Below are 12,444 nucleotides of genomic sequence, written 5' to 3' on the forward strand. Positions count from 1 at the left end.
GGAGAAGGGGCATGCGCCGCTTCGGAAGGACGCTGGTCACGGCCGCACTGGCGGTGGCCCTCGTCGGGGGGACCGCCGGGTGGGCTTCGGGCGACAGCCAGGCAGCGGTCACCGGACCGCCGCCCGGCACCGCCGCCTGGCGGGCCGACCTGGTGTCCGGCCGGGCGCTGCCCGATCCGGCGACCGCCGCGCCGGGCGAGGTGGCCGCCTTCTTCGCCGGGCTGGACGACACCGCGCGGCGGCAGTTGCTGCGGTCGCACCCGCTGGTGGTGGGCAACCTGGATGGGGCGCCGCTCCCCCTGCGGTACGAGGCCAACCGGATCGCCGTGGCGGCCACGGGTGAGGCGCGCTACGCCTCCCTCGCCGCGCCGGAACGGCAGATCCTGGCCTTCGACCCGCGCGGCCGGGGGCAGGTGGCCGAGGTGTTCGGGGACTTGGAGCATGCGGAGCACGTCTCGGTGATCGTGCCGGGTTCGGACAACGACGCCGCCAGCTACGACGCCCAGCGCAAGCCCCACACCGGCCCGGCCGGGATGGCCCGAGCGCTGCGCGAGGCGACCGGGTCCGTGTCCAGGTCCGGGTCCGGGTCCGGAACCGGGGCCGGGACCGGGGCCGCGGCCGGGACCGGCGGGGCCACCGCCGTCATCGCGTGGATCGGTTACACCACCCCGGTCGGTGTCGGCCTGGACGCGGCCGACGGCCGCCTCGCCCGGGCCGGAGCGGCCCGACTGGCCCGGTTCACGGCGGGACTCGACGCGGTCGGCGCGCCCGACCCGGTGCTGTTCTGCCACAGCTACGGCTCGGTGGTGTGCGGGCTCGCGGCCCGGCACACCGACGCCGCCGACATCGTGGCCTTCGGTTCTCCCGGGATGCGCGCCGACACCGCGGCCGGCCTCGGCAGCGGGGCCCGCGTCTGGGCGGCCCGGGGGCCGTCCGACTGGATCGCCGACGTCCCGAACGTCGAGTTCGCGGGGATCGGCCACGGCGCCGACCCCACGTCCGCGGCCTTCGGCGCGCGCCGGGTACCGGCGGGCGACGTAGTGGGCCACACCGGCTACTTCGTGCCCGGCACCCAGTCCCTGGCGGCCTTCGCCGCCATCGCGAAGGGAGCGGCCCGATGAGCGCCCGCGCCACCCTGGCCCCGCTGCGGAAGGCCGCCGCACGGATCGACGGCCGGACCCCCGCCCACCGCGACCGGGCGATCGACGGGCTGCGCGCCCTGGCGCTGCTGGCCGTACCCACCGGCCACTGGCTCCTCGGCGGCTTCACCCTCGACTCCGACGGCGGCCTGCACAACGCCAGCCCGCTGTCCGCGGTCGGCGGCCTGGCCCCGGCCAGCTGGGTGCTCCAAATGCTGGGCATCTTCTTCCTCGTCGGCGGGTACGCCTCGGCGCTCTCCTTCGGGCGCCGCACCGGGTCGGCGGGCGCCTGGCTGAAGGGCCGCATCGTGCGGCTGGGGCGGCCGGTGCTCGGGGTGACCGCGGTGTGGGCGCTGGCCGCGCCCGTGCTGTACGCGGCCGGGGTACCGGAGGCATCGCTGCGGACCGGGGCCACGCTGGTGGTCCAACCGCTGTGGTTCGTCGGGGTGTACGTGGTGGTCACCGCGCTGACCCCGTACTGCGTGCGGGCGGCGCGGCGCCTCGGCGGCTGGGCGGCCGCCCCGCTGCTCGGCTCGGTCGCCGTGGTGGACTTCCTGCGCTACGGACCGCTCGCCGAGTCCGTACCGTCGTGGCTCGCCCTGGTGAACGTGCTGCCCGGCTGGCTGTTCGCGTACCAGCTGGGCGTCTCCTGGGGCGAGCGGCGGATCGGGCGGCGCGGGGCCTGGCTGCTGCTGGCGGGCGGGACGCTGCTGTTCGCCGCGCTGCTGGCGGTCTTCCACTATCCGGCGTCGATGGTGGGCGTACCGGGTGCGGCACGCACCAACTCGCACCCGCCGTCGCTCCTGGTGCTGGCCCTGGCCTCGGCGCAGTCGGGCGCGGCAATCCTGCTGCGCGACCGGCTGGCGAAGCTGCTGGAGCGGCCCGCCCTGTGGGCCCCGGTGGTCGTGATCAACCTGTCAGCGATGACGATCTTGTGCTGGCACCAGACGGCGATGCTGGCCGCGGCCGTGCCCGGTTCGTTCGTGGGTGAACTGGCCGGGCTCACGACGGCGCCGGACAGCCTGGGTTGGGTCGCGGCGCGGTTGGCGTGGATGCCGGTGTTCGCATCGCTGTTCGTCGTGATCGCCCGCTCCGCGAGGCGGTTCGAGGCGCCGCCCCAGGAGGGACGCCGGGCGAGCGCGCTGCGCCGTACCGTGGCCGGGCTGCTGGCGGCGGGGTTCGCGGCGTTCGCGCTGGGCCTCACCTGACCGGGGTCCCGATGGATCCCCGATACGACGAGAGCGCCGCTCCCCCCGGGGGAGCGGCGCTCTCGTCACGTACGGGCGCTCCGCGTCAGGCGATCGAGGCGGCGACGATCGCGGCCACGGCGAGGTTGCAGGCGGCCGAGACCCAGACCGCCGGGTGGGGCTCCGGGTCGACGACGATGGCGCCGAGCTTGCCGGGGGTCACCAGGTCGAGCACGAGGAAGGCCACCGCCATCAGGATCAGGCCGAGCACGCCGAACGCCGCGGTGGACAGCAGGCCCTTGCCGAAGTCCGCGTACGTCGTCCAGATCGAGGTGAAGACGATGCCGCCGATGCCGAGGAGCGCGGAACTGAGGAAGAGGGCCGCGTTGCGGTTGCGCTCCTCCCAGATCTGCTTGGGGAGCTTCCCGGGCGTCAGCACGTCCACGAGGACGATGCCGAGGATCAGCAGCACCAGGCCGAGGGCGCCGTAGGCGCTGGTGCGGCCAAGTCCGTTGATGATGTCGCTCATTGAGAAGCCTGTCTCCGCGTGGATGGGAAAGTATGTGCCGTGGGGAGGCCGAATCTATCGCACGGCCCTGGCGCGGACCATGGGGAGGTCAGCGAATGGTAAAGGTCAGGGCCGCGCGGCCCGCCGAGGCGGCGGACCTGACCGGGCTGGTGATGCGGTCCAAGGCGCACTGGGGGTACGACGCCGACTTCCTGGCCGCGTGCGCGCCGGAACTGCGGATCCGGCCCGACGACGTGACGGCCCGCCGTGTGGTCGTGGCCGAAAACGGGCGGGGAGAGGTGCTCGGGATCGCCTCGCTGGAGGGGGCTCCCCCGCGGGCGGCGCTCGGGCTGCTCTTCGTGGAGCCGTCCGCCATCGGGCAGGGCGTGGGTCGGCTGCTGTACCGGGACGCGCTGCGGCGGGCCGTGGACCTGGGGGTGCGCCGGCTGACGATCGACTCCGATCCGCACGCGGCCGGGTTCTACCGGGCGATGGGGGCGGTGGCCACGGCCGCACCGGACGGGGGACCCGGTGGTCCGGCCCTGGTCCGGTTCGAGGCGGCTCCCGTCCCGCTCGCCGATTGGGCGCGGACCTGGACCGGTGGCGGGCGGGCCGTGCACCTGGGCAACGTCGGCGAGTTCAACGCGCAGTTCGCCGATGCCACCGTGGATCCGGAGCAGCGGCCCGCGCACCACTACGCGTGCCTCGCCGCCTTCTACAGTCCCTACCCGGCCGCGCTGGTGCTGCCGCGGCCGGTGCCACGGGGCTGGACCGAGCTGGTCTGCCGCCAGCTGGGCTGGACCGGGGTCGAGGTGTACGACGGCCTGTTGGACGCGGATCCCGGCCTCGCCGATGCCGTACGGGACCGGCCGGCGCTGGCCGCGCTGCTCACCGGAGCCGGGCTGCCCCTCGTACCCTGGGGGCGCACCCGGCCGTTCGGACGGCTGGCGGGCCGGCCGTGGCGGCCCGGGGAACTGCGCTACGAATCGAAGTCCGCGGCGCACGCCCTCTTCGGGCGGATCCTGGCGGACGGCGGGCATCCGGGAATCGTGCTCCCCCGGCAGTGGCGGGCAGACGGGCGGTGGACGGCGGCCCGGATGCTGGCGGCCAGGACCAGGGCGGGCGAGAGCACCGTTTTGAAATCGGAGCACGGTGTCGGGGGTTCGGGCACCACGGTGGTCACCCCCGAGCGGGTCCGTGCCGCGGGCGGGGCGCGGGCCGTGCTGCGGCGTTTGCCGCGCGGGCCGTTGCTGGTGGAGGAGTACGTCGGCGGTCCGGCGGCCGGGGCCGACGGGGGGCCTCGGGACCTGACGTACGACGGCTTCGTGGATGACGCGGGCCGCGCGCACGAGGTGGGCGGGGCGGTGATGGACGTGGCGGACGGCTGCTACCGGGGCGCCACCGTGGGTCCCGGGGTGGTGCCCGAGTGGGCGGAGAGCTCCCTCACCGCCTTCGGCGCGGCGGTGGGCCGGGAGCTGGCGGAATCCGGCTACCGGGGCTGGTTCGACGTGGACTTCGTCGCCGACGGGGCGGGGCGGCTCGCGCCGACCGAGACGAACCTGCGGCTGACCGGGCCGTCCATCGCCTTCATGGTGGCGGCCCGGCTCGACGCGCTGCGGGGCTCGGGGCACCTCGTACGGATCGTCGACCGGGTGGAACTGGGTGCGCGGCTGCCCGAGGCCCTGCTGGACGAGTGGTGCGCGGACCTGGCCCGGGGCTGCGCGGAGCTCGGGGCGGTGTTCGTCCCCGCGATCCCGACCGCCGCCTTCGAACCGGCGCCCTGGCTGGGTGTGCTGGTGGCCGCGCACAGCAGGGAGGTGCTGGACGCGGCCGAGGCGCTGGTACGGGCCGAGGCCCTCGCGGTCGGGGCGATGTTCGGCCCGCCGTAGCCGGCGGGCGCGCGGCCGACCGGCGGGCCGGTGGTCCGCCGCGGTGTTCCGGTCAGCGATCGGGCCGGTCGTCCGCGGGGTCGTGGAAGTCGAAGGGGTCGGCCGGTTTGCTGACGACGTAGGCGGCGACGATGACGCCCGCGATCATCAGCGGGATGTTGAAGGCGTAGACCAGCGCGGCCTGGCGCGGCCAGTCCTGTTTGGCGGCCAGTCGGTAGAAGTTGTCCTGCGGCCACCAGGACAACAGCAGGTAGGACACGGCGAGATGGGCGGCCGCGGTGAGGGAGGGACCACGGCGTTGACGCAGCATCCGGGCACGGCCGCCGAACAGGAACACCACCCCGACCCCGAAGGCGACGCACTCGAACAGGTACAGCACGAAGAACAGGAACGCCCAGGGCTGCGGCACCCCGGTGAGGTCGGTCGATCCGGGCCAGAGGAGGTTCGTCAAGATCAGCGCGACGAGCCCCAGCGCTGCTCCTCCGCAGCCGGCCGCGCAGCCGGCCGAGGCCTCGCCCTGGGGCGCTGCGGCCCCGTACTTGCCGGACTTGCCCCCGGGCTTCTGGGCCGCCGCGGGCAGGATGGGCAGCGGCAGGGCGTCCCGGTCCTCCTGACCCGCCGTGGTGCGGGGCAGGGCGCGCAGCCGGATCACGGTGCGCGGGCACTCCTCCCGGAGCACCTTGCCCGCCAGGTGGTCGCGCAGTTCCTCGATGGCCGGGAACGGGGCCCTGGCGGGTACGGTCGGCCCGCCGGGCGGCGGGGCCACGTACGCGACGAGCCGGCGCGGGCCGCGGGGGCCGTCGACCCCCTTCAGGATGGCCGCGCCGATGCCCTCGTGGCTGCGGATGGCGGACTCGACGGGGTACGGGTCGATCATGCGGCCGCCAGGCAGGGTGATCCGGTCCCGGAGCCGGCCGCGGTACTCCAACAACCCGTCCTCGCGGAGCAGGCCCATGTCGCCGGTGGGTACCGCGTCGGCGCCGTCCGGCGGGACGAGGCGGATCTCCCCGTCGTGCACCTCGGCCCGGAAGCCCGGGAACGCGGTGCCGAGCAGGGATATCTCCTCCGGGTCGTCCAACGGACGTGGCAGCTGGGGAAGTTCGAACCAGGTGCCGATGCCGGCGCACTCCGCGGGGCCGTAGACGTTGAGCACCCGCGCGCCGGGGCGCAGCCGGACCTGCAGGGTCGCCTGCTCGTCGAGGTAGAGCCGGTCGCCCGAGACGGCGAGCAGTCGCAGGGACCTGCAGGCCGGGTCGGCACCGCGGTGGGCGGCCGGGGCGAGCGTTCCCCGTTCGGCCTCGTGGACCAGCAGTCGGGCGGCGCCGGCCGGGTCGGTGTGCAGCACGGTGACGCGGTCGGTCTCGACGGCCGTGCGGATGTCCCCGGGCTGCCAGGCGGAACGCGGGGAGAGCACGAGGGCGCCGCCCGAACACAGGGCCCGGGTCCAACCCGCGGCGAAGGCGGTGACGCCCGTACCGACCGTGAACAGGTGCCGGTCCTGCGGGGTCGGCCGGGCCACCTCGGCCCAGGCCTCGTGGGCGGCGAGGAGCAGCCCGTGGCCCACGGGGACCGCGCGCGGCTCGACCGCCCCGCTGGACAGGACCGCGGCGGTGCGACCGGGCGGCGGGGCGACCGCACCGGGAAGCCGGTCCTCGGGCGAATGCCCGGGCCGGTCCGCAGGTCCGTTCGCGGCCCCGTCCGCAGGCCCGTCCGCAGGCCCGTCCGCGGACTGTTCGGTGCGCGGCCCGCCGATCGCCGCGGGCTCCGCGTCGAGCCGGATCACCCGGGGGCCGCCACCGTTGTCGAGTGCGGCCTGCTGGGCGGCATCGGTGAGCAGGACGAGGGGCTCGGCCGCGGCGAGTTGCCGGCGGCCGGAGCGCGGGCTCTCCACGTCGATGACGGCGTAGGACCCGCCGGCCTTGAGGACGGCGAGGAGGGCGACGACCAGTTCGCTCTGCCGGGCGGTGCCCACGGCGACGAGTGCGCCGGGCGGCAGGCCGGAGTCGAGCAGACGGTGCGCCAGCCGGTCGGCCCGCGCGTCCAGTTCCCCGTAGGTGAGGCCGTCCGGGCCGGCGATGAGCGCGCGGGCTCCGGGAGTGTCCCGGGCCCACTGCTCGAAGCGGTGCAGGACGGTGTCGGTGGTTCGTTTGCCGAAGCGTACGGACTCGGATCCCTGCGTCATGGACCGATGATGCCACCGGCCACCGACATCGGACGGGGGTCGTCACAATCGTTCGTGCGCACGGGAGTTGGCGCCCCGTGCGGGCGATCCCGGACGGACCCTTGACCTGAAGTTTGGTTGAGGTCCTAGCGTTCGGGCCATGGACATGGAAGTCACCGCCTGGACGTCGCTGCACAGCGCGATCAACGCCCAGCAGGACCGTCGCCCGCTCTCCCGGGCCGGCCTGCGCCGCGTCGCCGCCTTCGCCCGCCCGCACCGCCGCGGGCTCACCCTCTTCCTGCTGCTGAGCGTGGTGACCGCCCTGCTCGCGGTGGCCACCCCGGTGCTCGCCAGCCGGGTCGTCACGGCCATCGTGGACGGCCGCGACAGCTCCGCTGTCACCCGCCTCGCCCTGCTCATCGCGCTGATCGCGGTCGCGGAGGCCGGACTCGGACTGCTGACCCGCAGACTCTCCGCAACCCTCGGCGAGGGGCTGATCCTGGATCTGCGGACGGCGGTCTTCGACCACGTGCAGCGGATGCCGGTCGCCTTCTTCACCCGGACCCGGACGGGGGCCCTGGTCAGCCGCCTCAACAACGATGTGATCGGTGCCCAGCGCGCCTTCAGCAACACCCTGTCGGGGGTCGTCGCCAACACCGTCACCCTGGTACTGACCCTCACCGTGATGCTCGGCATCTCCTGGCAGATCACCCTGCTGGCACTGGTGCTGCTGCCGGTGTTCGTGCTGCCGGCCCGCCGGATGGGGGCGCGGATGGCGGCGATGCAGCGCGAGGCGTCCGCGCTGAACGCCGCGATGGGCACCCAGATGACCGAACGGTTCTCCGCCCCCGGCGCGACGCTGGTCAAGCTCTTCGGGCGGCCCGCCGACGAGTCCGCGGAGTTCGCGGCCCGGGCGGCGCGGGTGCGCGACATCGGGATCCGCACGGCCATGGCCCAGTCGGCCTTCATCACGGCCCTCACCCTGGTCTCGGCGCTGGCCCTGGCGCTCGTCTACGGGCTCGGCGGGTTCTACGCCCTGCGCGGCTCCCTGGACGCCGGTTCCGTCGTCGCCCTCGCCCTCCTCCTGACCCGGCTCTACGCCCCGCTCACCGCACTCGCCGGCGCCCGCGTCGAGGTGATGAGCGCGATGGTGAGCTTCGAGCGGGTCTTCGAGATCCTCGACCTGAAGCCGCTCATCGCACAGGATCCGGACGCCCGCCGGGTGCCCCGGGGGCCGGTGGCGGTGGAGTTCGACCGGGTCTCCTTCGGCTATCCGGCCGCCGACAAGGTCTCGCTGGCCTCCCTGGAGGAGGTCGCCACCCTGGATGCCCGGGGCGGTACGCAGGTGCTGCACGAGGTGTCCTTCCGCGCCGAACCGGGCCAGATGATCGCCCTGGTCGGCTCGTCCGGCGCCGGCAAGTCGACCATCGCTCAGCTGCTGCCGCGGCTGTACGACGCCGACGCGGGCGCGGTCCGGCTCGGCGGGATCGACGTACGTCACCTCACGGCCGACTCGATCCGCGAGACGCTCGGCATGGTCACCCAGGACGGGCACCTCTTCCACGAATCGGTGCGCGCCAACCTGCTGCTGGCCCGCCCGGAGGCCTCCGAGGAGGAGGTCTGGGAGGCCCTGCGGCGCGCGCGGCTGGACGGCCTCGTCGCCTCGCTGCCGGACGGACTGGACACGGTGGTCGGGGAGCGCGGCTACCGGCTCTCGGGCGGGGAACGGCAGCGACTGACCATCGCGCGGCTGCTGCTGGCCCGGCAGCGGGTGGTGATCCTCGACGAGGCCACCGCGCACCTGGACTCCACCTCGGAGGCAGCGGTGCAGGAGGCCCTGGGCGAGGCCTTGGCGGGCCGGACGGCGGTGGTGATCGCGCACCGACTGTCGACCGTACAGGCGGCGGACCTGATCCTGGTGGTCGAGGACGGCCGGATCGTGGAACGGGGCACGCACACCGCACTGCTGGCGGCGGGCGGGCGGTACGAGGAGCTGTACCGCACCCAGTTCGCCGTGTCGGGCAGCGGGGCACCGGCGCCGGGCGCATGATCCTGTGATGGACATCAAATTGGAACTCGTCGCCGTCCCCGTCACCGACGTGGACCGGGCCAAGGACTTCTACGAGAAGCTCGGCTTCAACGCCGACCACGACGTCACCGTCAGCGGGGACATCCGCTTCGTCCAGCTGACCCCGCCGGGCTCGGCGTGCTCCATCGCGATCGGCAAGGGGTTGACCCGGATGACCCCGGGGTCGTTGGACAACATGCAGGTCGTCGTCACCGACATCGAGGAGGCGTACGAGGACCTGCGCGGCCGGGGCGTGGAGGTGACGGAGATCCAGGACCTGCCGTGGGGCTCCTTCGTCTACTTCTCCGACCCCGACGGCAACGGCTGGGCGGTCCAGCAGACCACGCCCCGCAAGACGCAGGGCACCCCCTGAGGGTCCTCGAGGGTCCTGGACGGGTGGTGATCGAGCCGCGGCTCGCACCGCCCGGAACGGGGTGGTCGCTCCTTCACCCCCGACGGCTACTTCCGCACCGGCGCCCTCGCACGGCGCCTCCCGGACGGCAGCCCGGTGGTGACCGCCGCCCCCGGGGACGACGAGTCCGCCCCGTGACGGACGGGGGAGTCGGTGGGAGGATGCACCCGTGCCGACACCGATGCGGATGCCGATGGACCGTGAACCGATGGACCTCGAAGCCTATGTCGAACGGACGCGCGGCGGACCGTGCTTCGTCTGCGCCTTCCTCGCCGGGCATCCCGACTACGCGCACGAGAGCGTCTTCGAGGACGAGCACCACGTGGCCTTCCTCGACCGCTGGCCCACGCTCCCCGGAAAGGTCCTCGTGGCTCCCAAGGCGCACATCGAGCACGCCGTGCGCGATCTGGACCCCACGTCCTACACCCGGCTGATGCTCGTCGTACGGGAGGTCGCGCTCGCCGTCGAGGACGTCTTCGACAGCGAGCGGACCTACCTGTACTCGTTGGGGAGCCGACAGGGCAACTCCCACCTGCACTGGCACGTCGCGGCGCTGCCGCCCGGGGTTCCGTACGAGCGCCAGCAGTTCCACTCCCTGATGACCGAGAACGGCGTGCTGTCGCCGTCGCCCGCGGAGCAGGCCGCCACGGCCGGGCTCCTGCGCGCGGCCGTCACCGCGCGCGGAGTCCTCGAACCGCCGCGGTGAGCTCAGGCCTCGGCGCCGGCAGGGTGGTGGTCGAGCTCCCACGCGTGGTGCTTGAACTCGTGGCGGAAGTCGGCGTGGTCCTCCCACTGGCGGGCGATGCCGCGCAGCACGTCCCAGTTGTGCTCCACGGACTGGTCGATGACGCGGCGCATGGCCGGCTCGGCGGATTCCCGCTTCTCGATCAGGCCCTTGATGGCGGAGGCCTCCAGGACGGAGTTGCGCAGGGCGCGCAGGGCGCGGGAGGTGTCGTCCATGGCGAAACCGTGTTCGCTGCCCGTTCCCTCGTCGAACAGCGGGGTGAGCCGCGCCTCGATGAATGCGGTGATCCGCTCGAAGTGCTGCACGTCCATCGGGACTCCTTCTCCTGCCGGACCACAGGGTGTACCCGGCGTTCCGCTCGCTGGTGCTGTTCAGGAACCATTATCCAGTAGTCGGCCGGTCCGACCGGACCCGACCGGACCCGACCGGCCCTGGCCGGCCCGGTATCAACTCCCCTCCCACCAGGGCCTCTTCCGCGTGATCTATGTTGATGATCTGGTGTGCGCGATCGATACGGGGAACCGGTGGACGAGAATTCGTGGCTGACGGAACGGTTCGAAGAGCACCGCTCTCATCTGAGAGCGGTGTCCTACCGCATGCTCGGCTCGCTCGCCGAGGCCGATGACGCCGTCCAGGAGGCCTGGCTGCGCCTCAACCGCTCCGATGTCAGCGATGTCGAGAACCTCGGCGGCTGGCTGACGACGGTCGTGTCGCGGGTCTGCCTGAACCTGCTGCGCTCGCGCGAGTCCCGGCGCGAGGACTCCATGGAGGCGCGTCCCTCCGACCCTGCCGTCAGCCGCGCCGACACCCTCGGCACCGTCGACCCCGTCGACCCCGAGCAGGAAGCCCTGCTGGCCGACTCGGTCGGACTGGCGCTGCTGGTCGTGCTCGACCAGTTGGCACCGGCCGAACGGCTCGCGTTCGTGCTGCACGACCTGTTCGCCGTGCCCTTCGACGAGATCGCCCCGATGATCGAGAAGTCTCCGACGGCGACCCGCCAGCTCGCCAGCCGCGCCCGTCGCCGGGTCAAGGGGGCCCCGTTGGCGCCCGAGGCCGATCTGACCCGCCAGCGCCGCGTCGTGGAGGCCTTCCTCGCCGCCACCCGCTGCGGAAACTTCGACGCGCTCGTCACCCTGCTCCACCCCGACGTGGTGCTCCGGGCCGACCGGGCCGTCGGCCCCACCCCCGCCCCGATCCTCGTCCGCGGCGCCGTCACCGTCGCCACGGGCGCGATGGCCGCCATGCAGCGGGCACGGTCCACGGCCCCGGTCCTGATCGACGGAGTGGTCGGCCTCGCGATGGCCCCGCTGGGACGCCTGTTCCTGGTGCTCGGTTTCACGATCGAGGACGGCCTGATCACCGAGATCGACGTCGTGGCGGAACCGGAGCGTCTCGGCGCGCTCGAACTCGCCGCGCTCGACGTTTGAGGGCGGGCGGTCCGGCGCCCGGAAGCGACCGAAGCGATTCCGTGCCGCAGCCGCCCTTCTGGGCCGCGGCACGGCGCTCACGTACGGGCGCCGTCGTCCTCGGCTCGGCGTGCTGCTCGGTAGCGGCCGGGGCCCCTCGTTCAGGGCGCGAGCACGTCCAGTTCCTCGAGGGCGCCCATCGCGATCCGGCGGGTCAGCGCCTCCGCGCGCGCCGCGTCGCCCTCGCGGACCGCCTCGGCGACCTGGACGTGCAGGGTGACGGCGGCGGGGTCGGGATCGTGGAACATCACCGCGTGCTCGGTGCGGCCGGTCAGGACCTCGGCGACGACGTCCCCGAGGCGGGCGAACATCTCGTTGCCGGAGGCGTTCAGCACGACGCGGTGGAAGGCGATGTCGTGCCGCAGGTAGCCCTCGAGCTGGTGACCGCGCGAGGTGCGGACCATGCCGAGGGCCGCCTCGGTGAGTTCGGCGCACTGCTGCGGTGTGGCCAGTGCCGCGGCCAACCCGGCCGCGACCGGCTCGATCGCGGAGCGCAGCACGGTGAGGGACCGCAGCTGCCGGGGCCGGTCGGTGCCGGCCAGGCGCCAGCGGATCACGCGCGGGTCGTAGACGTTCCATTCGTCGGTGGGGCGCACGGTGACGCCGACCCGGCGGCGGGACTCGACCAGGTGCATCGACTCCAGGACGCGGACCACCTCCCGCACGACGGTGCGGGAGGCGTCGAAGCGTTCGGCGATCTCGTCGGTGCGCAGGACGCTGCCCGGAAGGTGCTCCCCCGCCGTGATCGCGAGGCCGAGGGTGTCCAGCACGTGGGTGTGGAGCCCGTGCCCCTGGCCGGGACTGCCTTCGGTGGTCATGGCGTAAGCGTACGGTGACGCTTCCACCAACAAAAGATGTGATGTTTTCAA

At 73.7% G+C, this 12,444-nt stretch carries 11 protein-coding genes; 7 read left to right on the forward strand and 4 right to left on the reverse strand.

Annotation, left to right across the window (positions count from 1 at the left end; genetic code table 11):
• The first annotated feature begins 11 nt into the window (after positions 1-11).
• Positions 12-1,121 carry an alpha/beta hydrolase gene (locus ACIQK6_RS20685; RefSeq protein WP_402695222.1) on the forward strand — a complete coding sequence of 370 codons (1,110 nt, stop codon included), beginning with the start codon at positions 12-14 and terminating at the stop codon, positions 1,119-1,121.
• Positions 1,118-2,347 (forward strand): acyltransferase, encoded by a 1,230-nt coding sequence (locus ACIQK6_RS20690; RefSeq protein WP_402695223.1) that lies wholly within the window; start codon positions 1,118-1,120, stop codon positions 2,345-2,347. The genes ACIQK6_RS20685 and ACIQK6_RS20690 overlap by 4 nt, the downstream gene beginning before the upstream one ends.
• Before the next feature lie 85 nt (positions 2,348-2,432).
• Here the strand turns inward: ACIQK6_RS20690 and ACIQK6_RS20695 are convergent, their stop codons facing one another.
• The gene (locus ACIQK6_RS20695; RefSeq protein ID WP_030717969.1) at positions 2,433-2,855 is read right to left on the reverse strand and encodes a DUF350 domain-containing protein; all 423 of its coding nucleotides are present in this window, start codon (positions 2,853-2,855) and stop codon (positions 2,433-2,435) included.
• A gap of 95 nt (positions 2,856-2,950) precedes the next feature.
• On the opposite strand from ACIQK6_RS20695, the gene ACIQK6_RS20700 reads away from it, so the two are divergent.
• Entirely contained in the window at positions 2,951-4,723 is a 1,773-nt protein-coding gene (locus ACIQK6_RS20700; RefSeq protein ID WP_329095363.1) for a GNAT family N-acetyltransferase, read from the forward strand.
• A 52-nt stretch (positions 4,724-4,775) separates the two neighbouring features.
• On the opposite strand, the gene ACIQK6_RS20705 is transcribed toward ACIQK6_RS20700, so the two are convergent.
• Entirely contained in the window at positions 4,776-6,905 is a 2,130-nt protein-coding gene (locus ACIQK6_RS20705) for an AMP-binding protein (protein ID WP_402695224.1), read from the reverse strand.
• A 139-nt stretch (positions 6,906-7,044) separates the two neighbouring features.
• On the opposite strand from ACIQK6_RS20705, the gene ACIQK6_RS20710 reads away from it, so the two are divergent.
• The 3 genes from ACIQK6_RS20710 (at position 7,045) to ACIQK6_RS20720 (ending at position 10,070) form a co-directional block, all read left to right on the forward strand.
• Positions 7,045-8,934: an ABC transporter ATP-binding protein gene (locus ACIQK6_RS20710; protein ID WP_329095365.1), complete on the forward strand. Its 1,890-nt coding sequence runs from the start codon at positions 7,045-7,047 to the stop codon at positions 8,932-8,934.
• Between the two features lie 7 nt (positions 8,935-8,941).
• Positions 8,942-9,325, forward strand: coding sequence for a VOC family protein (locus ACIQK6_RS20715; RefSeq protein WP_329095366.1), 384 nt, complete (start codon positions 8,942-8,944; stop codon positions 9,323-9,325).
• Positions 9,326-9,533: 208 nt separating this feature from the next.
• On the forward strand, positions 9,534-10,070 hold the full coding sequence (locus ACIQK6_RS20720; RefSeq protein ID WP_329095368.1) for an HIT family protein: 537 nt from the start codon (positions 9,534-9,536) through the stop codon (positions 10,068-10,070).
• Between the two features lie 2 nt (positions 10,071-10,072).
• Here ACIQK6_RS20720 and ACIQK6_RS20725 read toward each other — a convergent pair whose 3' ends face one another.
• Positions 10,073-10,420: a hypothetical protein gene (locus tag ACIQK6_RS20725; RefSeq protein ID WP_329095370.1), complete on the reverse strand. Its 348-nt coding sequence runs from the start codon at positions 10,418-10,420 to the stop codon at positions 10,073-10,075.
• Positions 10,421-10,633: 213 nt separating this feature from the next.
• On the opposite strand from ACIQK6_RS20725, the gene ACIQK6_RS20730 reads away from it, so the two are divergent.
• The gene (locus ACIQK6_RS20730; protein ID WP_402695225.1) at positions 10,634-11,536 is read left to right on the forward strand and encodes a sigma-70 family RNA polymerase sigma factor; all 903 of its coding nucleotides are present in this window, start codon (positions 10,634-10,636) and stop codon (positions 11,534-11,536) included.
• A gap of 140 nt (positions 11,537-11,676) precedes the next feature.
• Here the strand turns inward: ACIQK6_RS20730 and ACIQK6_RS20735 are convergent, their stop codons facing one another.
• Positions 11,677-12,393: an FCD domain-containing protein gene (locus ACIQK6_RS20735; RefSeq protein ID WP_329095374.1), complete on the reverse strand. Its 717-nt coding sequence runs from the start codon at positions 12,391-12,393 to the stop codon at positions 11,677-11,679.
• Positions 12,394-12,444: the final 51 nt, after the last annotated feature.

This window comes from Streptomyces sp. NPDC091682 (assembly GCF_044756625.1).
In the GTDB taxonomy this organism is placed as follows: domain Bacteria; phylum Actinomycetota; class Actinomycetes; order Streptomycetales; family Streptomycetaceae; genus Streptomyces.

Excerpts from the sequence above, each read along its gene's own strand:
- ACIQK6_RS20685 (WP_402695222.1), top strand. The coding sequence starts at position 12 with ATGCGCCGCTTCGGAAGGACGCTGGTCACGGCCGCACTGGCGGTGGCC.
- ACIQK6_RS20690 (WP_402695223.1), top strand. The coding sequence starts at position 1,118 with ATGAGCGCCCGCGCCACCCTGGCCCCGCTGCGGAAGGCCGCCGCACGG.
- ACIQK6_RS20695 (WP_030717969.1), bottom strand. The coding sequence starts at position 2,855 with ATGAGCGACATCATCAACGGACTTGGCCGCACCAGCGCCTACGGCGCC.
- ACIQK6_RS20700 (WP_329095363.1), top strand. The coding sequence starts at position 2,951 with ATGGTAAAGGTCAGGGCCGCGCGGCCCGCCGAGGCGGCGGACCTGACC.
- ACIQK6_RS20705 (WP_402695224.1), bottom strand. The coding sequence starts at position 6,905 with ATGACGCAGGGATCCGAGTCCGTACGCTTCGGCAAACGAACCACCGAC.
- ACIQK6_RS20710 (WP_329095365.1), top strand. The coding sequence starts at position 7,045 with ATGGACATGGAAGTCACCGCCTGGACGTCGCTGCACAGCGCGATCAAC.
- ACIQK6_RS20715 (WP_329095366.1), top strand. The coding sequence starts at position 8,942 with ATGGACATCAAATTGGAACTCGTCGCCGTCCCCGTCACCGACGTGGAC.
- ACIQK6_RS20725 (WP_329095370.1), bottom strand. The coding sequence starts at position 10,420 with ATGGACGTGCAGCACTTCGAGCGGATCACCGCATTCATCGAGGCGCGG.
- ACIQK6_RS20735 (WP_329095374.1), bottom strand. The coding sequence starts at position 12,393 with ATGACCACCGAAGGCAGTCCCGGCCAGGGGCACGGGCTCCACACCCAC.